The sequence below is a fragment of the Sulfurospirillum sp. genome (assembly GCF_036802865.1).
Classification (GTDB): domain Bacteria; phylum Campylobacterota; class Campylobacteria; order Campylobacterales; family Sulfurospirillaceae; genus Sulfurospirillum.
In genome coordinates this window covers 83,152-103,526 of sequence record NZ_DAIRVK010000002.1, presented here as the reverse complement: position 1 = coordinate 103,526, position 20,375 = coordinate 83,152, and the positions used below count along the sequence as shown (strand labels likewise).

The 20,375-nt window shown below is 36.9% G+C and carries 20 protein-coding genes; 11 read left to right on the top strand and 9 right to left on the bottom strand.

The window, feature by feature from the left end; genetic code table 11:
• The first annotated feature begins 50 nt into the window (after positions 1 to 50).
• From V7Q04_RS04855 to V7Q04_RS04845, 3 genes are all read left to right on the top strand, one after another.
• Positions 51 to 1,103, top strand: a complete 1,053-nt coding sequence (locus V7Q04_RS04855) for an FIST signal transduction protein (RefSeq protein WP_333803800.1) — start codon at positions 51 to 53, stop codon at positions 1,101 to 1,103.
• Between the two features lie 67 nt (positions 1,104 to 1,170).
• Positions 1,171 to 2,388: a sensor histidine kinase gene (locus tag V7Q04_RS04850; protein ID WP_333803799.1), complete on the top strand. Its 1,218-nt coding sequence runs from the start codon at positions 1,171 to 1,173 to the stop codon at positions 2,386 to 2,388.
• Positions 2,389 to 2,521: 133 nt separating this feature from the next.
• Positions 2,522 to 4,264 carry an EAL domain-containing protein gene (locus V7Q04_RS04845; RefSeq protein WP_333803798.1) on the top strand — a complete coding sequence of 581 codons (1,743 nt, stop codon included), beginning with the start codon at positions 2,522 to 2,524 and terminating at the stop codon, positions 4,262 to 4,264.
• Here V7Q04_RS04845 and V7Q04_RS04840 read toward each other — a convergent pair.
• Positions 4,245 to 4,937: a response regulator transcription factor gene (locus tag V7Q04_RS04840; protein ID WP_333803797.1), complete on the bottom strand. Its 693-nt coding sequence runs from the start codon at positions 4,935 to 4,937 to the stop codon at positions 4,245 to 4,247. The two genes, V7Q04_RS04845 and V7Q04_RS04840, sit on opposite strands and share 20 nt — an antisense overlap.
• Positions 4,938 to 5,064: 127 nt before the next feature.
• Between V7Q04_RS04840 and V7Q04_RS04835 the strand changes: the two genes are divergently transcribed.
• From V7Q04_RS04835 to V7Q04_RS04825, 3 genes are all read left to right on the top strand, one after another.
• Complete coding sequence (locus tag V7Q04_RS04835) at positions 5,065 to 6,354, top strand: response regulator (RefSeq protein ID WP_333803796.1); 1,290 nt, start codon at positions 5,065 to 5,067, stop codon at positions 6,352 to 6,354.
• Entirely contained in the window at positions 6,330 to 8,480 is a 2,151-nt protein-coding gene (locus V7Q04_RS04830; RefSeq protein WP_333803795.1) for a WD40 repeat domain-containing protein, read from the top strand. Before V7Q04_RS04835 ends, V7Q04_RS04830 begins: the two co-directional genes overlap by 25 nt.
• Before the next feature lie 62 nt (positions 8,481 to 8,542).
• A complete protein-coding gene (locus V7Q04_RS04825) occupies positions 8,543 to 9,037 on the top strand; it encodes a peptidylprolyl isomerase (RefSeq protein WP_333803794.1) in 495 nt (164 codons plus the stop codon).
• A gap of 49 nt (positions 9,038 to 9,086) precedes the next feature.
• On the opposite strand, the gene V7Q04_RS04820 is transcribed toward V7Q04_RS04825, so the two are convergent.
• The 6 genes from V7Q04_RS04820 to V7Q04_RS04795 form a co-directional block, all read right to left on the bottom strand.
• Complete coding sequence (locus V7Q04_RS04820; RefSeq protein WP_333803793.1) at positions 9,087 to 9,746, bottom strand: LexA family transcriptional regulator; 660 nt, start codon at positions 9,744 to 9,746, stop codon at positions 9,087 to 9,089.
• Positions 9,747 to 10,025: 279 nt separating this feature from the next.
• Positions 10,026 to 10,589, bottom strand: a complete 564-nt coding sequence (locus tag V7Q04_RS04815; RefSeq protein ID WP_333803792.1) for a DedA family protein — start codon at positions 10,587 to 10,589, stop codon at positions 10,026 to 10,028.
• Positions 10,590 to 10,597: 8 nt separating this feature from the next.
• A complete protein-coding gene (locus V7Q04_RS04810; RefSeq protein WP_333803791.1) occupies positions 10,598 to 11,266 on the bottom strand; it encodes a lipid-binding SYLF domain-containing protein in 669 nt (222 codons plus the stop codon).
• Complete coding sequence (locus tag V7Q04_RS04805; protein WP_333803790.1) at positions 11,247 to 13,052, bottom strand: ABC transporter ATP-binding protein; 1,806 nt, start codon at positions 13,050 to 13,052, stop codon at positions 11,247 to 11,249. Before V7Q04_RS04805 ends, V7Q04_RS04810 begins: the two co-directional genes overlap by 20 nt.
• A gap of 57 nt (positions 13,053 to 13,109) precedes the next feature.
• Positions 13,110 to 14,666, bottom strand: a complete 1,557-nt coding sequence (gene rny, locus V7Q04_RS04800) for a ribonuclease Y (RefSeq protein WP_333803789.1) — start codon at positions 14,664 to 14,666, stop codon at positions 13,110 to 13,112.
• Positions 14,572 to 15,315 carry a 5-formyltetrahydrofolate cyclo-ligase gene (locus V7Q04_RS04795; protein WP_333803788.1) on the bottom strand — a complete coding sequence of 248 codons (744 nt, stop codon included), beginning with the start codon at positions 15,313 to 15,315 and terminating at the stop codon, positions 14,572 to 14,574. The genes rny and V7Q04_RS04795 overlap by 95 nt, the downstream gene beginning before the upstream one ends.
• Positions 15,316 to 15,383: 68 nt before the next feature.
• On the opposite strand from V7Q04_RS04795, the gene V7Q04_RS04790 reads away from it, so the two are divergent.
• From V7Q04_RS04790 to acpS, 5 genes are all read left to right on the top strand, one after another.
• Positions 15,384 to 15,932, top strand: a complete 549-nt coding sequence (locus V7Q04_RS04790) for a TlpA family protein disulfide reductase (RefSeq protein WP_333803787.1) — start codon at positions 15,384 to 15,386, stop codon at positions 15,930 to 15,932.
• On the top strand, positions 15,932 to 16,816 hold the full coding sequence (gene ftsY, locus V7Q04_RS04785) for a signal recognition particle-docking protein FtsY (protein WP_333803786.1): 885 nt from the start codon (positions 15,932 to 15,934) through the stop codon (positions 16,814 to 16,816). The genes V7Q04_RS04790 and ftsY overlap by 1 nt, the downstream gene beginning before the upstream one ends.
• Positions 16,809 to 18,164 carry a DNA repair protein RadA gene (gene radA, locus V7Q04_RS04780; protein WP_333803785.1) on the top strand — a complete coding sequence of 452 codons (1,356 nt, stop codon included), beginning with the start codon at positions 16,809 to 16,811 and terminating at the stop codon, positions 18,162 to 18,164. The genes ftsY and radA overlap by 8 nt, the downstream gene beginning before the upstream one ends.
• A 63-nt stretch (positions 18,165 to 18,227) precedes the next feature.
• A complete protein-coding gene (gene fliL, locus V7Q04_RS04775) occupies positions 18,228 to 18,776 on the top strand; it encodes a flagellar basal body-associated protein FliL (RefSeq protein ID WP_333803784.1) in 549 nt (182 codons plus the stop codon).
• The gene (gene acpS / locus V7Q04_RS04770; RefSeq protein ID WP_333803783.1) at positions 18,773 to 19,147 is read left to right on the top strand and encodes a holo-ACP synthase; all 375 of its coding nucleotides are present in this window, start codon (positions 18,773 to 18,775) and stop codon (positions 19,145 to 19,147) included. The genes fliL and acpS overlap by 4 nt, the downstream gene beginning before the upstream one ends.
• On the opposite strand, the gene thiS is transcribed toward acpS, so the two are convergent.
• Together thiS and V7Q04_RS04760 are read right to left on the bottom strand one after the other, a co-directional pair.
• Positions 19,144 to 19,344: a sulfur carrier protein ThiS gene (gene thiS, locus V7Q04_RS04765; RefSeq protein ID WP_333803782.1), complete on the bottom strand. Its 201-nt coding sequence runs from the start codon at positions 19,342 to 19,344 to the stop codon at positions 19,144 to 19,146. The genes acpS and thiS overlap by 4 nt on opposite strands.
• On the bottom strand, positions 19,335 to 20,369 hold the full coding sequence (locus tag V7Q04_RS04760; RefSeq protein WP_333803781.1) for an SAM-dependent methyltransferase: 1,035 nt from the start codon (positions 20,367 to 20,369) through the stop codon (positions 19,335 to 19,337). Before V7Q04_RS04760 ends, thiS begins: the two co-directional genes overlap by 10 nt.
• Between the last annotated feature and the right edge of the window lie 6 nt (positions 20,370 to 20,375).

Genomic DNA, 20,375 nt, shown 5'->3' with positions numbered 1-20,375 from the left:
TGTCACACTTTTAGTATAAAATGTGTCTTAGAAAAATTTTGGAGTCCATCATGTTTGATCACATCTCTTTCGTTAAACGCATTGAGGATTTACATGTAAAGCTAAAAAAAGGCTCATATTTACTGCTCATTGCAGAAGAGACACCTTTTTTAGAAATGCCAAAATACGAAGATGTGAGTTTATGTGGCGCTATTTTCCCACGAGTGGTTTTCAAAGATAAAACCTATGCTAGTGGCATTATCGTTGCAAAACTCAATCCAAAAGCTGCACTCCAAATTATCGATATGGACAACCCATACCAACTTCACCCCACAGCAGAGACAAACTCTGTTTTGACGATTGTCGATGGATTTTCGACACAAATAGCCGACTTTCTAGAAGCAATTTACTCGCTCTTACCCGAAAATGCAAAGCTAATCGGTGGTGGAGCTGGTAAAACATGCCTTATTCAAGAGCCTGTTATTTTTGATACATACCGCTTTTATATGAATGCTGCTATCATTATTACCTCATCAAGTACCATTGGTATTGGTGTTAAACATGGCTGGAACTCTCTTTTTGGACCTTTTATCGCAACAACATGTAAAGGCAACCTTTTAGAAAAAATCAATTATAAAGATGCTTTCAGTGTCTATAAAGAAGCGATTGAAAAAGACAGCGATATGCGCTTTGAGAGTACCCCATTTTTTAAAATTTCTCAACGCTATCCACTCGGTATCGTGCGATATAATAAAGATTTTCTTGTAAGAGAACCAATGACTACCAATGGTACCAATTTATCTTTGGCTGGAAAACTTGATGAAAACTCTGTTTTATCTATTCTAAAAGGTGAAAAAGAAGACCTGCTTCAAGCAGCTACAGAAGCAGCCGAAATTTCTAGATCCGATAAAGAAGATGAAACAATCCAATCCGTATTTTTAGTCGATTGCCTTTCACGATATGCACTCTTAGACACATATTTTAAAGAAGAGGTACATGCGATTAGCAAAGTGTTTGATAAAAAAACCATTATTTGGGGAGTCATAAGTCTTGGAGAGATCGCCAATGACAATCAAGAGGGCATTGAATTTTACAACAATACCTGTGTTGTTGGTACACTTTAAGATATGCTATATCAGCATCTTTATGATAATCTTATAGATATTTTTTAATGTGTCGTAGGAGTCTTTCATGCAACAACTCAACGAACAACTTTTAATCACTTTTGAGTGTGTCAGTGCCATAGGAACATCACTTCAACTTGAAGAGATGATGGCGCATTTTCTCAAAGTTTTTTCAAGAAAAACAGGAGCTTTAGCTTCCATTTATTGGGACTATGACAAATATTCAAAAAGTCATAAGCAACTCTGCTTTCAAGGTAAGAAGGCCTATAAAGAGCTTTTTCTGCCTCCACATGCTCTTATGAAAAATGAATCCATTAGCTACGATGATAACAGTGGTAAATCTCTTTTACATGTTAAGATTGGAGAGGACTGGATCGTTTTTGTATTTCAAGCATCTACGGGTGAACTTGAACTCATCAAAGCCATCATTGTCTCATTTCAATCTAAACTTGAGAACGCTGTACGAGCATGTAAAAACCATCTTGAACTTTTAGAGATCAATCAAACATTAGAAAGACGTATAGAAGAAGAAGTACATAAAAATAGGGAAAAAGATCAACATATTTTACAGCAGTCTCGCCTTGCCCAAATGGGCGAGATGATCAGTATGATCGCCCATCAATGGCGTCAACCTTTAGGCTCAATCTCAGCAGTATCGGCATCCATTAAACTCAAAATAACGCTTAACCGTTTTGACTACACAACACAAAAAGGACGAGAAGAAAGCCAACAATTTATCAGTGAAGCCATGAGCAAAATTGAATCTTATGTTCAGTTTCTTACCCATACTATTGATGATTTTCGCAATTTCTTCAAGCCCAACAAGCAAAAAGAGAGTATCACGCTTTCACAACTGGTTAACCGCACCCTTGAAATCATTGGCAAAGCTTTAGAAATTAATGGTATTACCATCAAAGTTGAAACACATGCTACCTATGAAATTTTCACGTATGCCAATGAAGTCACGCAAGTCATTCTCAATATTCTCAAAAATGCAGAAGATGTCATTAAAGAACGTAAAATACACGATGCTCATATTTTAATTACAATAGACAAAGAAGACACATGGCAGACAATTAGCATTGAAGATAATGCAGGAGGTATTTCAAAAGATGTTTTACCGCATATTTTTGAACCCTATTTCTCAACTAAAAGTGAAAAAAATGGTTCAGGGCTTGGACTTTATATGTCAAAAACCATTATCGAAGAACACTGTGGTGGTGAGATTTTAGCTACAAATGCAGAGAATGGTGCTAAATTTACCATTAAGCTCAAAGAAGGTTAGTAAAAATGTTCGAGATTCTATACTCAAAAAAGATAGAAAATGGTACCATATCGCTTAACACCCTATAAAGAAAACACCCTCGTTATAATCAAAGCCTAGGGTACAACATTTATTAAAATTAGCGGAGAACATAGTGCAAATTAGCCTTACCGATCTTGTCAGCCTTACATCACCTTTACGTATTTTATACGCTGAAGATGATATTGTATTGCGCGAAAATACGGTAGCCCTACTGCGCGATCTTTTCCATGAAATTGACGAAGCAAGTGATGGAATTGAAGCACTCAGCTACTATAAAGAGCGCCCCAATCATTATGATATTGTCATTACTGACCTTAATATGCCACAAATGAATGGCATGGATCTTATTCGTAATATTCAATTACTCAATCCAACACAACCCATCATTGTTGTGTCAGCACATAACGAAACAGAGTATTTTTTAGAAATAATTCGTAGCAATATAAGTGGATACTTGCTTAAACCAATCGACTTTGATCAACTCATTGAAACACTCTATAAAGTCTCTTTATTGGTAAAAGATCAACATGATAAAGCATTTCAGCAAGCAAATATGCAACAAAAAATTGACGAACAAACCAAACAACTTGCAGAAAACTCTCAACTCGTACACAATTTTTTGACCATAGACAAAGTGACAAAACTGCAAAATGCCAACATGCTCTATAGTTTTTTAGATAATTTTTCCCAAGATCGCTTTCTAACAATTATGCTCTACAATATTGATAATTTCAGCTATATCAATCAAACGTACGGAGCGGACTTTGCCGATGAAGCACTTTTTAAAGTGGGTGAATTTTTACAATTTAACCTCTCTCCTGATGTCCATCTTTACCGTTATAACTCAGATGAATTTGTCATTATTTTTGATCCACAAATTATCAATCCTGAATTTGTCGCTATTCAAATCCAAGCCTTTTTTAGGGAAACCCCTATTGGTGAATACGAAGAACAACCTGTTTATATTACCTTATCATGCGGTATCACAACGGATAGGTTTACGTCTTTACTGCTTCCAAATGCACGTATAGCGCTTAGAGAAGCTCGTATGCGTGGTATTCCAAACCAATATAACATTTACAACACGCAAGATACGTTTCACGCACGCACTAAAATTGAAACCACATGGATTCAGAAATTTCGTATAGCTTTAGAGGAAGATCGTGTCATACCGTATTTTCAGCCTATTGTCGATAATCATACCTGTCAGGTTGTCAGATACGAATGTCTAGCGCGTATTGAAGATGATGGGGAAATCATCTCACCTGCAAATTTTTTAGAAGCAGCAAGACGCAGTGGGCTTATGAGCAATCTCACACGCATGATGATCAATAAATCCTTTAAAATCTTTGCAGGAAAAGAGATAGCCTTTTCAATTAATATCACCAATGAAGACCTTTTGAACCAAACATTTATTGACTTTTTACAAACCAAACAAAAGATCTACAACATTGATCCGGCATTGATTACTTTTGAAATTTTGGAAGATATTATTATCAGTGATAGCAACCATGTTCCCCTTCGCAATTTAAAAGTCCTCAAAGAGATGGGGTATCTTCTTGCCCTTGATGATTTTGGAAGTGATCGTTCGAACTTTAACCGTTTGGAAAATATGGGGGTGGACTTTCTCAAAATCGATGGACAGTTTATAAAAGGAATTGACACCAATTTGCGTAATCAAGACATCGTAGAGTCCATTGCTTCGATGGCAAAAAAAATTGGTATGAAAGTCGTTGCAGAATTTGTTGAAACTAAAGAAGAATTTGAAATGGTCAAAAAACTGGGTGTAGATTTTTCCCAAGGCTATTTTTTCAATGCCCCACTAGAGATACTTCCTATAAAAGTTGCGCTGTAAGCTTATAGCCTCTATTTTTTAGATTGACGATGCACTCATCATAGTCAAGTTTATCGCGTAACCGCTTTACAAGAGCTCTTAGCGTAGAATTGTTCACTTCATCACTTTGCCATATTTCTTGAGCGAGCTGTTCATTTCTCACAAAAGTATTTGCATTTTTGACTAAAATAAAGAGTAAAAGCTCCTCTTTTGTCGTTAATTCTTGTAGCACACCTTTGACATATAAACTTCTCGTTTTCAGATCAAAATTCACACCTTCATGTAAAAGTACCATCGACGAGTCTAATTTTGTCTTGCTATGTTGAAGTTGATTGGTTGCTTTAATCATCGTATTAATGAGCAATTGAGAATCAAAAGGTTTGGTAAGAAAACTGTAAATGCCAAGGTCAATGCTTTTAATAAAATAATCTACCTCTTTATAAGCAGAAATGACTATAACCATTTGGGAGGGATTTTTTTTCTTAATCTTTTCTACTAAAGCAAGACCATTTTGATGGGGAAGTTGAATGTCCGTAATGACTAAATCATACGAAGCAGTAAGGTATTTTGCATAAGCTTCTTCAGCCGAATAAAACGAATCTATCGTATCAAAAAAATCAGACAAAAAAATGCCAAGCTCTTCATTTAAAGAGATGTCGTCTTCCACAAGGAGTAAAGATAACGATTCACGCACTTTGATTTCCTCAATGAGTAGATTTGCCCTTAATACCGCATATTTATCAAAGTATAGCAAAAAATACAACACAAATACAACGCCTAAAGTATATAATAAACTCTTAAAATTCATAGGGAGAGTCGTAATGCAAAATGCGATCGACCAGCTTATTGCGTGGAGTAAAGAGCTTAAAGTTTTATACGTCGAAGATGATCCATCTTTACGTGAAGAGATAAGTTTATTTCTAAGTGATATTTTTTCAGATGTTGAGCTTGCAAGCAATGGAAAAGAAGGACTTCTAAAACTTGCAGAAAACCATTACCATCTTGTCATTACGGATATTCGTATGCCTGAGATGGATGGCATTGAAATGATTGAAAACATCAAAAAACTTTACCCACAGCAACCTATTCTTGTTACTTCCGCACACAATGAAAGTGAATATCTAGTTAAAATTATCAATCTCGGTGTCAATTATTTTATTACTAAACCCATTCAGAGTGATCAAATTCTAAGCGTCCTTTATACGATTGTAGAACATATCTACAATGAAAAAGCGATGAATCAATACAAATATGACTTAGAAATTGCTAATGAAAAACTCAAAAAATTTACGCACATGCAAGCGCAATCAATCGACCTAAAAAATTCCATACTCAATGCCTACAAAGAGGCTCTTGATAAAGCCACCATGGTTGTCATCACTAATAAAAATGGCATTATTACGGATATCAATGAAAATTATTGTCACAAAACAGGCTACACCAAAGAGGAAATTATAGGTCAAAGTGACAAGGTCATCGCGCATCCTTCTAACAATGCCTCACTTTATGATGAAATTTGGGCAATGCTTCAAGCGAAAAAAACATGGCAAGGTCTTGTACTCAGCCAAACCCATACGTTAGAGCCTCTGTATCATTATGAGACAATTGTACCTATTTTAGACGCACAGGGTGAAACTTTAGAATACATAACGATCATTCAAGATCTTACAGAATTATATAAACATCAAGAAGTAACGACAAATGAAAATCTTAATTTGGCGATGTGTGTCAAAGAAGATGAACTTTTAAAATATATCCCCTTCCCTTCTGCAATCGTAGGAAATGATCTGACATTTAAAAACTACAACAAACTTTTTGAAGAGATTGTCAGCAATCATATTGAAGAGAGTTTACTGAGTAAACTTACAACTCAAGCCCTACAACTCAAAGAGTTAATCGATTTTGAAGAGATGGACTTGTTTCAGAACATCGAAGAGATCAAAGACAACTGGCCATACAATGGAGACATTACGTTTAAAGGATCTGTGAAGTCTATAGGTCACATCCTAACTGTATTGGTAAGAATAAGCGACTATGAACCTAACAAATTTTTAGTCTGTATCGTCAAAGAAGAGGACTTTGAATTATGTTGCCAAGTTCAAGAGAGATAACGTTTCATTCAGCAATCTCCTATGCGAGTGTTGCAGATGAATCTACCCTACAAATCATAGACAACCAAGCATACCTGCATACGATTGATCTCAATCAAATCCGAATCAATCAAAACATGCCACTTTGCAACACTTATACACACACGCTTTTTGATTATTACAAGCGCCCTTTCAGTGTTGGTAATCATTTAGCCTATATCTCTTTTGCCAAAAACAACATCGAAAATGTCATCGATACACGCTTCGATAGTAACCCTGTAAGTACTTTTCATTTCAATAAAAATGAAATCGTTAGTAAAGCTGCTTTTAGTGAAAATGACCAATTTCTCATCACAGGCAATGAACGAGGAAGAAGTTACATTATTAGTCCAGAAGATGGCATTATCCAATCAGAACTGCCTATAACGAGTGATGTCATCAGTGCGGTAGCAATTTCTGAGGAGTATAAGCGTGCAGCATATGCCTCTTTTTCACATGAACTCGTTGTCTATAAAATCAACAGTTTTAGCATTGCATTTGAGCAAAAATTAGATGATGTGATTGAAATGATGACCTTTTTGGATGAAGAGACACTCCTTGCTATTACGCGAGGTGGCAAGGTCATCAAAATTGATCTCATGCGAGGTAAAGTCATTCTCGAAAAGGTACTTGACCACAATGTCTGGCCGTCAGTTATGGTACTTTCTCATAGCAAAAAATTTATCTATATTGGGACACGAGAATCCATTTTATTTGCTGTTTATGTTAAAACACTTGATATTTTATACCACGTCAAACTCCCTTATGATGGTGTAACAACGCTTTCTCGAACACAAAAATATTTTATTATGGGGTTTAAAACGGGCGAACTACTTTTTTACAACCACCGTGAATTTGAAGAACAATTCATCACATACATCAAACTCAAAAAAATAAAAGAGGCATGTTTAATCTTTCAAAAGAACATTTTTTTGATGTCACACCGTGAGACAAAAAAGATTTATGAATATTGGCTTGAAGAAAAAGAGACTATTGTGAATTTGCTTTCCCGTGGCGATATTGCACAGGCGCAAAAAATCGCAGAGCCTTTTTTATTCCACCCAAAATGTAAACTGGAATTTAAAGAAATTGAAGAACTTCAGCCTGATATTATGGCACTTCATCGTTATATTAGAAGTATAAAATATGTACCTGCCTATGATCTTGTTAAGCTCAAACCAGAACTGAGACAAAGTTCTCTCTTTTCACAATTAGAGTCGCTTTGGAATAAAAACCTTCAAAAAGCGCAAATTTTGCTCGCACGTGAACCCCTTTTAAATAAAGATGTGGCGCAAGAGAGTTTGCGAGATTTTTTAGACGTTGAAGAAAAAAAACCTATCATCGAGAACATGCTTAAACGCTCAGGTATTTTTACAATGGCAGAAAATTCAGTCAAAGAGAAAAACTTTAACTTCTATTTTAGGCTCGTAGCACAAAATATCTTTCTAGAATCAACACCACTCTACCAAAAAGTATTGCAAGTCGCAGAGCGTTTACAGCATGAAATTGTGAAATATTTAGAAGAAAAAAATTACAAGCAGGCGCTTATCTTGTCTGATATTTTGCATCAATTTAAACCGTACCAAAACCAAGCCAACCGACTCAAAGAAGTCTCAAAAGCGTTACTTATTCTCGAACACCAAGTAACACATAAAATGCTCTTCGAAGCTGTACGAACGCAAGATCAATTCCAACTCCAAAGTCACTACGCACTTGTTGAAGAACTTGAAGAGATGAAAAAATCTTTCCACACACAACAAATGGTACTCATTAATGCCAAAGAATATGCCAAGGTTTATAGTAACATTGAGCCTTATATGCAAATTGCTATTTGTAAGCAAAATGTTTCCAATATTATACGAAAAATGTATATTGCACAGCTCCAAGATGCCCAACATGAAAGGAATGAAACCGTAGATTGGGAGAAGTCTTTCTTAACATACCTCAAATTTTTCCCTATGGATAAACTTTTGGTTGAATTTGCAAAAGAGCATCAAAAGCTTGATGTGCTACAGCGTATCGTCATTTCGTCGCCTCCTCCATTAAACCCACTTTACCCTAAAAATCTCGTGACAGGGTCAAGTATTGTGACTAAAAAAATGAGTTAATAGAGCTTATAGGAATCGCTTGTTATAATCCAACCTTAATTCACTTAAAAAGGCTTCATACCATGAGCAAACTAAAAACATACGACTACACTAAAGAGCAATTGGCTGCTTTTCAATACGCAATTATCAAAACAGAAAAAGGCGATATTGTTATTAAGCTAAATCCTGAAGAGACACCTATTGCAGTAGCAAACTTCGCAACGCTTGCCAATGATAAATTCTATGATGGCTTGATCTTCCACCGTGTTATCAAGAACTTTATGGCACAAGGTGGTTGTCCAAGTGGTCGCGGAACTGGCGGTCCTGGCTGGAACATTGCATGTGAATGTAAAGGTCAAAAAAGTAAACACAAACGAGGTTCCCTTTCAATGGCACACGCGGGTCCAAACACAGGAGGAAGTCAATTCTTCATCTGTTTTGTGGATTGTCCTCACTTAGATGGCGTACATACCGTCTTTGGTGCAATTGCAAAAGATGACAAAGAGAGCTTTAAAGTTCTTGATAGCATCACTCAAAACGATAAAATGATCACTATCGAGATTAAAGATCAACTCTAATATATTCTTACATGTAAAGAGCCAAACTCTTTACATGTAAACTTCTTTTTTACACATTAGCAGACAACTTCCCAACCACTTTCCCAATCACCTGAACATCATTCGCATTAATCAATTCTGGGGCATACGCTTCATTATCTGAGACCAGTGCAACAGTACCATTGGCATGAAGTTGGAGACGTTTGATAAAAAGACCTACTGGTGTCGAAACAACATAAATGCCTGATTTTAGGGCATTGGTATACTCTTTGTTGATAAAAACAACATCTCCGCTAAAAAGTGTTGGTTCCATAGAATCACCCAAAACATTGATCGCCTGAATGTGCTTAATCATCCCAATGCCACCAAGCTTTTGAACGATCTCATCATCAAGATACATCATTTCACCCTCTTCTTCTTCATTGAGTGCACCACCACCTGCTGAAGCATAAATATCTCTAAAATAATGAACACGAGCAAATTTATCGGTTTCTGCTTGCAAGCTTTCTACCACTTGATCAAATAAAAGCCAATTAATGGATATTTTACGTTTTGCGCAAAATTCAAGAATCTCTTTATAAGGAATTTTAGCACGGTTTTTCATGGTTGCTAAGGTAAGCTGATTGATGCCAAGCGCTTCAGCAACATCTTTGTCAAACACTTTACGCTCACCCAACTCTTGCGAGAGAATATCTTTTACTTTATGCAAAACACTCAAAATATCTGGCATTTTATCCTCCAATATTTCATTTTGAAATATTATTATAGCATATTTTCAAATTTTATTACAATAATGAAAATTTTATAGACTTCTTCTATAAATCGAGAAAAAGTCTAAACAGAGGAGCCTTCAATGAAAAGTTTAATCTGTACTATCAGTCACTCACGCAAAGCCTATAATGAGTTTATGAATCGTTTTGAGCAAAAAATGCTTATTTTGAGCAATAAGATTTTTTAAGGAGACTTTCCGTAGATATTTTACGGAAAGTTTTAAAAAAGCTTGTGATGTTTAACGCTTCTTTTTAGTCGCAGTTTGGAAGTAAAACCAAATAAGACCAATAATGGAGAATAAAATCAATGGCGCTAAAAAGGTATTTTCAGAGAAATAAGCAGCAATGCGCATTAAAAGCTCGCCTGCCATAAAACTTCCAATACCTAAAGAAACTGCCCAAATTATGGCAGAAATTGTATTGAGTAGGTGAAATTTAGTTTGGGGATACTTCGTAAGACCAATTGTCATTGGTACCAAAGTTTTAAGCCCATAGATAAATTTTTGAATAAAAATAATCTTATCACCGTATCGCTTCATTAAAATATGACTGAGCGCAAGTTTTCTTCGATGGGAGCGAATATAAGGTATTAAGGCTTTTTTATTGTAACGTCCCATATAAAATAAAAAGGAGCTGCCAATAACATTGGCAAAGGCTGCAACAACAATCGATGTTGACAGATCCATTTTACCAGCATAACAGAGCACTCCTGCGGCAATAATGGCTATCATACCACCACCGAAAGAGTAGGCAAATAAAATAACATAGCCATAGGTTGAGAGTGAACTTAATATATCTTCCACATCAATCCTTAATAACTTGTCAGCTTCTGTATCGCTTTGAGGAAATCCTCAATCGCATACGAAGAAAGGAGTCCATCAGACTCAATAATTTGTGCAGGTGTGATGTTATTACCATAAAGCTCAATATTTTGATCATAGTCGTGATTCATAACCGAGCCATCGAAAGAGACGCCTACAAAAGCACCTTGGGTTTTTGTATAGGTATAGACTTCTGATTTAAAGTTTGTTTCACTTCCTCTACCAGCACTTTCTCCTGCAGGACCTGCTGCTACAGAGGCATCAACACCCAGTGTTATTTTATTGTTCATAAGTTTTTCGACACTGTCTTTGCTTTCGAAAATCATCAAAATATCTTTTTTCTCAACACCGAGTTGAAAACCAAATCCAGCACCACCAAGCTTAACAAAAAATGGATAACTCCAAGAACCATCACTTTTGCGCACAACCATAACACCATTACCTGATTTTCCACCTAAAAACATACTAATTTCGATTGTTCCAGGGAAAATAGCAATCGCTTGTGCAGTTTCAATAACCTTTTGTGGAATCTTGATCTTAGAATCACGAATCATATTTTTAAGTGCATTAGAGGAATCCAACACTGTTTCTTCTGCGGATGCAAAAAGTGTTGTGGTCATTAACAGACCCATCATTAAACTAATCCATATTTTTTTCATTGTTTTTACTCCTTCTATTTTGTACAACATATTCATAAAATGCGCCTTCTTGACGCATAAGTTCCTCTTGTGTTCCAGATTCGATGATTCTTCCCTTATCCATTACATAAATGAAATCAGCCTTTTTGATCGTACTGAGTCTATGCGCAATGATAATGGTTGTTTTACCATCTAAATAACTTTCAAGCGCATTAAAGAGTTTTACCTCGGTATGCACATCCAATGCAGAAGTTGATTCATCTAAAATAACCACATTTGGGTTTTGTAGCACCATACGAGCAATGCTTAAACGCTGTCGCTGCCCTCCTGAAAGCTTAATACCATGCTTGCCAATTTGGGTTTGTATACCATCAGGAAGTTCCTCTACAAAACTTTCTAACTGTGCAATCTGAAGCGCTTGATAGACTAAAGCTTTATCGGTTTTCTCATCAACCATCAGGTTTTGTGCCATTGTGGCATTAAAAAGCTGTGGATTTTGGAGCACTAAAAAGAGATGATCTCGTACAACATCAAGTCCAATTTCTTTAACAGAAATACCATCAAATAAAATATCCCCGGAGTCTAATGGATAAAGCCCTACCAGAAGATGAGCCAATGTGGTTTTACCACTTCCACTCGCACCTATTATAGCTATTTTTGAACCTTTTGGAATATGTAGGCTGATCTCTTCAAGAACGTGCTTACCTCCATCATAGCTAAAACTAACCCTTTCAACATCAATCGCATTGGTACTATTTTTCACAAAAGGATTCTTGACATGTAATCCTCTCTCTTCGGTTTTTAAGTTCAAAATCTCATTAATACGATCCAATGCCTTACCTGCATTATGGTATGTGTATTGAATATTTAAAATATCTTGAATGGGTGGCATCATAACCCATAAATAACCAAAAATAGCAAGCATTGCGCCAATACTCAAATCTGAATAAGCAACAACAAAGATGCTCGCTGCTCTAAAAAGCTCAAAACCAGAGAGAAAGATCAAAAAGGAGAGACGGCTTGCTCCATCACTTTTGTAACTAAAGGTGATGGAACTCTCTTTGATACTCTCTGCATGTTTCTCAACTTTATCAAAAAAGAGTCGCTCTTTATTGGTCGCACGAATCTGAACAAACATATCAAGCGTCTCGGAAAGTGCTTCTTGGAAAAGCTCAAAAGCTTTATTTTGCTCTTTTTTAAGCTTTGCTACTTTCTTTGCCAATTTGGTCGTAAAAAGAATAACAATGGGATTTAAAATTAAGATAAAAAGTCCTAATTGCCAATGAATCATCAAAAGCACAGCGCCCACCCCTAAAATGGTGAATACCGATATAATCAGACGACTCACAAACACACCTAAAAAATTATCAATGGTTTCAACATCCGTCACAAGAAGTGAAGCAGCTTTACCTGAACCAAAAAATTCAAATTGGTTCATTGCCACGTGACTTAAGTGATCCAAAATATCTTTACGTATTTTGAAAGCAATATTTTTAGACACGATGGTAAAAAGTTTTGTTTGTAGGTAATTTAAGAGAAAAAAGAAGAGCCTAAGCACCACAACAATCGCTAAAATAACAACAATATAAAGATAAGCAGGATTTGATTCGCCCCAAAAAGCATCAACCCAGTGCGTCACAAAACCTTTTTTACCCAGTAAAACTTCATCGACCAACATTGGCATTAACAAAGGAACGGGTGTACTCACAAGTACGGCTAAAAAAGCGATCAGATTGGCTAAAATGAGCTCTTTTTTATAGTGTTTAATCTCTTGAAAAAGATGTTTGAAAGTATAAAGTGTTTGCATTATGTTTCCATTAAAAGCAGTCATGCAGAGGCATGTTGCCTCTACATGTAAACGTGTTTAGCGTGCGAAATCGATAGCGCGAAGTTCTCTAATAACATTAACTTTAATCTCGCCAGGATACTGAACTTTACTCTCAATCTCTTGAGCAATCTCTTTTGCAAGTAAAACTGCTTCATCATCATTAATGAGTTTTGCATTGGCAATAACACGAATCTCGCGACCCGCATTAATAGCATACACTTGCTTAATGCCTGGCTTACTTTTAGCGATCTCTTCGATGTCTTGAACACGTTTTAAGAAGCTCTCAAGCACCTCTCTACGCGCTCCTGGACGAGCTGCAGAAAGTGTGTCTGCTGCACATACCGCTGCTGATTCAACGGATGTTGGCTCTTCATGTCCGTGGTGCGCAAAAATAGCATTAATGACAACATCATGTTCTTTATAACGACGGCAAATTTCAGCACCCAAATCAACGTGGCTTCCCGCTGTTTCATGCGTTAACGCTTTACCAATATCATGTAAAATACCCGCTCGTCTTGCGAGGAGTACATCCCCACCTGTTTCAGCAGCAATAATACCGGCAAGATGCGCTACTTCAAGTGAGTGCCCCAGTGCATTTTGACCGTAACTTGCTCTAAATTTAAGGCGACCAATCAATTTGACAAGCTCTGGATGGACTTTCGTTAGACCAAGGTCAATAACAATATTTTCGCCCTCTTCTGTTAAGCTTTGATCAAACTCATCTTTAACTTTCTCATAAATTCCTTCAATACGCGCAGGCTGAATTCTGCCATCTTGAACCAAAAGCTCAATCACTTTGGTAGCAATGGCACGTCTGTAAAGATTAAAACTACTTAAGATAATTGCATTAGGTGTATCATCGATGATAATATCAACACCCAAAAGCATCTCAAGGGTTTTGATGTTACGTCCTTCTTTACCAATGATGCGACCTTTAAGCTCATCATCTTTGATATTGACAACATTAATAAGACGCTCTGCGGCAAACTCGCCTGCAAAACGGGTTGTTGCTTGCGCTAAAATATAATTAACACGACGTTTAATATCTTGTTTTGCCTCTTCTTCAAGGCGTCTTACGGTATGCGCTATTTCTGCGCGAGATTGCTCTTCTACCTTAGATAAAACGATCTCTTTGGCTTCATTTTGGGTGAGGCCTGATGAACGCTCTAAAACTAAAAGGGCTTCATTGACTTTAATGTTATACTCATCTTTGAGTTGTTGACCCTCATCAAAAAGTGAATTTGCACTGTTTTGTAAGAGTTGAATATCTTCACGATCTTTGGTAATTTTTTTGAGCTCATCTTTATAAACACGCTCTTTTTTATCAAGTTCTAGCATTTTTTCAGAATGCTCTTTTTTAAGCGTAATCGTACGATCTTCGTATTTACGTTTTGCCTCTAATTCGGCCTCTTTAACCTTAATATTACTGCTACTAAGGATTAACTCCGCTTCATGCTCAATGGCTTTTGCTTTGGCTCTTGCTTGAGCAACATGTATCTCATAATTTGCAGCTTCCATTTTCTTTGCAATGAAAAATCCTGCAACGCCGCTTGCTAGCGCAGCTCCACCGACCGCTAATGACTCTAAGACCATTTGTCCCTCTTTTGATAATAGTTTTATAGGGGGTTAAATAAATATCTGCTGCAATATCATGTGCTTCTGATAAAAGGCTTTGTGTCATACAAAACTCCCTTTGAACAAATAATATTGGAGGTTTAGGTTCAAGCGATGCAAAAAAACGATCGTACATCCCTTTACCAAAACCAATTCTTTTGAATGCCCCATCAACCCCTATGACAGGCACTATCGCAAAATCAATTTTTGGTTTAACAGCAAAAGAGTTATTGGGCTCTTCTATGTTAAATTTTTTTCTACGTGAAGGCAATCTCCATTTTACCATCTTGAAACTGACGCCTTCCATAAATGGAACATAGACCTTACATTTTCTCCGTCTGCATGTAGCAATAATGCCTCTGGTATTGGCTTCAATAGGCAATGAAACATAGAGTAAAATGGAACGTGCACGAACCTGCTTCACCATCTCCAAAATGTGTTTTTCAACTATTTTATCGCGCTTATAAGCATTGTGCACGGTACATAATTTTGCCCTCGCATAAGAGCGAAATTCTGACTTAGTCTCGAACTTAATTTTTTGCATTGTTGTCACTTTAAGGCTTGTTTGAATACAATCATAGCCATTATAATAGACTTCTTGCTGTTTTGCAAGAACGTTTTGCCTCATACGAGGCAAGCTTTAGCGCCCTAGTGGTAAGGTAGCTTTTATAAGAACTCTTAATTCAAAGGATCATAATGAAATTTTGGTTTACTCTGTTTATCTCTTGCTCAATGCTCTTTTTCAATGGCTGTTCGTCTGAGAAGAAAAAAGCGGATGAAAATTCTTCTAAAGTCAAAGAAGAGATTAAAAATGAAAAAATTGTGCTTCAAGACATTTCAGGAAAAGAGATTGTTGTCACGTCATTAGAAAAAGGTTTTAGCTTTGCTGGATATGAAAATAAAATTATTTTAGTCAATTTCTTTACAACATGGTGTCCACCGTGTAAAGCCGAAATTCCTCATCTTGTAAGTCTTCAAGAAAAATACAAAGAAAATTTTGTCATCATCAGTGTTCTTTTGGAAGAGAACAAATCCAATGAAGAAATCAATAGCTTTATGAAATATAACAACATTAACTATGTCATTACCAATAGTCTTGAAAATTTCAAATTGGCACAAAGTGCTGGTGGTGTTAAAAATATTCCTCTCATGTTTTTGTACGACAAAAATGGTAAATACTCTACACACTACGTAGGTGCTATTCCAGAAGAGATGATCGACGCTGACATCAAAAAAGTACTCTAATGTTTAGCTTTATTAAAAAAGGGCTTGACAAAACACTGGGGGCTATCAAAGAGATATTGCCTGAAAAAGTTGAAAAGATCGACAAAACGCTTTTAGAAGAAATTTTGATCGAATCTGACATTCCTTACGAGCTTGTTGAAGAGATTATCTACTATCTTCCTCCTTCGCAAAAAGTGGCACGTGAAGATGTTAGACGTGTACTGAAAGCCTATTTTAAATATGACACTTCTTCGATTACAACAGTTCAAACACCTTTTGTCGAACTTGTCATCGGTGTAAACGGTGCAGGCAAAACAACAACCATTGCCAAATTAGCACATAACTATAAAAAAGAAAATAAGAGCGTGCTCCTAGGTGCAGCCGATACATTTAGAGCAGCAGCCATCGAACAACTTAAAAGCTGGGCAGAAAAAATTGATGTTGGCATCATTTATACCCAACAAGGACATGATCCCTCAGCTGTAGCATTCGACACCATTAGCTCTGCTGTGGCAAAAAAAATTGACCATGTTATTATTGATACGGCTGGGCGTTTGCACAATCAAGTTAATCTTGCCAATGAACTTAAAAAAATTGTTCGTATCTGCGATAAAGCGTATGCTGGAGCCCCTCATCGTAAAATTCTCATCCTAGATGGAACACAAGGCACATCGGCCATCAATCAAGCCAAAGCCTTTCATGAGATGATTAGCATTGACGCTATTATCATCACAAAACTTGATGGTACGGCAAAAGGTGGCTCACTTTTTGGTATTGCAAAAGCGTTGGAGCTTCCTATTATTTACGTGGGCGTAGGAGAAGGAAGAGACGATCTTATTTCCTTCAATGCGGATGACTACATCGACACCATTTTAGACTCAATTTTTACCAACACCAATGGCTAAAAAACAAATCCTTTTTGAATGCCAAGCCTGTGGGCATCAAAGTGCCAAATGGCTTGGTAAATGCCCAAATTGTGGTGCATGGGATGAATACATTGAGCTTAGCGATAAGCAAATAGAAGTACTCAAAGAGCTCAACTCCAAACCTACGAGCAACACTCAAAGTAATGCTATTCCTATCACAGAGGTTAGTTTTGAGCAGATAGAGCGTTACAGCTCGGGTGACACAGAGCTTGATTTAGTCCTTGGCGGAGGCATTGTTCAAGGAAGTCTTACGCTCATTGGGGGTAGCCCAGGAGTAGGCAAATCTACGCTTCTTTTAAAGATCGCCGGTAACCTTGCTAAAGAAGGTAAAAAAGTTCTCTATGTCAGTGGTGAAGAGTCTTCCAGTCAAATCAAACTTCGTGCAAACCGTGTAGACAGTAATTATCCAAATCTTTATTTGCTCTCTGAAATCAGACTGGATACCATTTTTAAAGAGCTCGAAACACATGCTTTTCAAGTCCTTATTATCGACTCCATTCAAACAATTTACAGTGAAAAAGTAGCTTCAGCACCGGGGAGTGTTTCACAGGTACGCGAAATTACGTTTGAGCTCATGCGTTATGGGAAAGATAAAAATATTGCTATTTTTATCATCGGACATATCACGAAAGAAGGTTCCATTGCAGGACCTCGTGTGCTTGAACACATGGTCGATACTGTGCTTTATTTTGAAGGTGATTCTTCCAGAGAACTCCGACTTCTTCGAGGCTTTAAAAACCGCTTTGGAACAACCAGTGAAGTGGGCATCTTCGAGATGACGAAAATAGGTCTCGTCAGTGCAAAAGACATCTCCAAAAAGTTTTTTACCCGTGGCAAGGCACAAGCAGGCTCTGCCATTACCGTTTTAATGGAAGGCAGTCGTCCTATTGTCTTAGAAGTGCAAGCCTTAGTAAGCGATAGCGGGTACCCAAACCCTAAACGCAGTGCAACAGGCTATGAACTTAACCGTTTGACGATGCTTTTAGCGCTGTTAGAACGAAAACTTGACCTACCATTTAATCAATACGATGTCTATATCAACATCGCTGGAGGCATTAAAATTAGCGAAACATCGGCTGATCTTGCCATCATTGCAGCCATTATTAGCTCGTATCGTAACCGCCCTATTAGCAAAGACACCATTTTCATTGGCGAAGTCTCTTTGATTGGCGATGTAAGAGATATCTTTAACCTTGATCTTCGTCTTAAAGAAGCGAAGTCTCAGCAGTTTGAAAAAGCAGTTGTACCATCTCTTCCATTAGAAAAAATTGATGGAATCAAGTGTTATAATATTGATGAAGTTTCAAAATTGATCGAATGGATGTAAATTTTTCGCGAAATAAAACGATATATATGAAAAGTGTTTTTACATGGAAAAAAGGATAGAAGAATGGCTGGCAAAAAACCTGAAGATACTGATGGCGCAGTTGAAAAAAAACCTAAAGGCAATATGGTTCTCATCATTGTCATTGCATTATTGGTAGTACTCCTCATTGGCGGTGGTGCTGCTGCATTTTTAATGCTTGGCAGTAGTCATGAAGAATCAGCTGCTATAGATAGCAGTAGTCATGCCCCAGCCCAGCAAACGGCTTCAAAGAAAAGTACCAGTAGTAAAAAATCAACCGATCATCTTGTAATTGGACCGATGTATCCTATGGCACAGTTTGTTGTGAATTTACTGAGTGAAAGTGGCAACCGCTTTTTAAAAGTTGCTGTTGATTTAGAGCTAAGCGATCCAAAATTGCAACCTGAGATGGATCGAAAAAAATCGTTAATTCGAGATATTATTATTCGTACATTCTCCTCTAAAACATTTGAGGAAATCAGTACTCTTAAAGGCAAAGACAAGCTCAAAGATGAAGTTTTAGATAAAATCAATGAAAACCTCTCTGATGGACAAGTCAAAAATATCTACTTTACAGATTTCGTGGTTCAATGATCGGCATAGATCTCGTTGCGATAGAACGAATTACAAAACTCAAAGAGCGCTTTGGAGACAAGGCGCTTTTAAAATTTTTATCTCCCGAAGAAATTATTCTTGCAAAAAGTGATGCTACTGCTGCTGGATTTTATGCGGCGAAAGAGGCTATTTCAAAAGCCCTTAGTATCGGCATTAGTGAAAAATGTGGATTTATGGATATCAAAATTTATAAAGATGCAAAAAATGCACCTTCATTTACGCTTTCAAAGCATTTAATAGACGATTATGAAATTAGCGATCTTTCACTCTCTATCACACATGAAAATGGTTTTGCCATAGCCGTAGCAGTCATTGAAGGCTCAAAATCCTCCAAAAAACTTTGGCATTAAGCACCGCCACCTACAAACTGTAAAAATTCTACTTTATCGTTTTCTACAAGTGTATAGCTTTCCCATAACGCTTGTTTAACAACATTCATATTCACCGCAGCTGCCATGACTTTGCTCTCAATGCCAAGCTCATCTAAGAGGTCTTTGATGGTTTTGGCATTACTCTCTTTTGTTTCACCATTAATGATTAATTGCATTCTACTTCTCCTTTGCGAAAACATGCCATTTTAAATCGCTCGCCCATAAAAGAGGGATCGATCAATGTTTTAATACGGTTTAATTCTGTCTCATACTGTTTTTCTGATACGTTTTTAGCAAACAATTCTAAAAGCTCTATCAACCCAAAATCGACTAATGCTTTCATCTGAGTACTATAGGCATGTACTGTGATACCACTTTGTTCAAACGCATGGAAAAGATGGCTAAAATTAACATCGTACGTGATGTCAGACTGTGCAAAAAAAGTATTAAAATCGCTTGTTTCACGCAGTTTTTCTTCCACTAAATCCGTGAGTGCAAAAAAAGGATAAACCTGATGGCTTGCATAAACTCGAAGTGAAAAATCACCTCTTGCTTCTTTATCACCATAATCAAATGTAACAAATTCAAAATGTTCACAGCATCGATTCATCGCCTCGGCAAAAGGCTCATACCCCAAGCAAAGTTCCCCTTTTGTAATGCCATATTCTTGAGCTTTTTTTCTCGTTTGTTCATCCATCGGATCAAAAAGAACTTTTTCATTTTCGATGACAAGCATTCTATCTTCGTTGATAAGCTCACACGAAAATGCATCAAAAATTTCATTGGCAACAAAAAATGCCTCTTTACACAGAAGTTCTTCCAAACTCTTCACATGTAAAAGAGTTATAACATCACCAAATGCCTCTTCAAAGTATGCTTTTTGCATCGTTTGATTTGCAGCAAAGGGTTCAACAATGACAAAAGTAAGTGTGGAGAGAAGCTCGGGTTTTAAGGTATAAATAAATTGGATCATATCGGCAAGTAAGTAGCCTTTATGGGCACCGATTTCAACCACAAAAGATGACGGGCTTAAAAACCCGCTCTCAATGGTTGAAATAAGCTTTTTGGCAATTGAACCACCAAAGAACATACTTGTACTCACAGCAGTGTAAAAATCACCCTCTTTTCCAATAGTACGCTCCTTGGTATAGTAGCCCTGCTCGCCGTAAAGCCACGCTTGCATGTACGCGCTAAATTTCACGTTTCT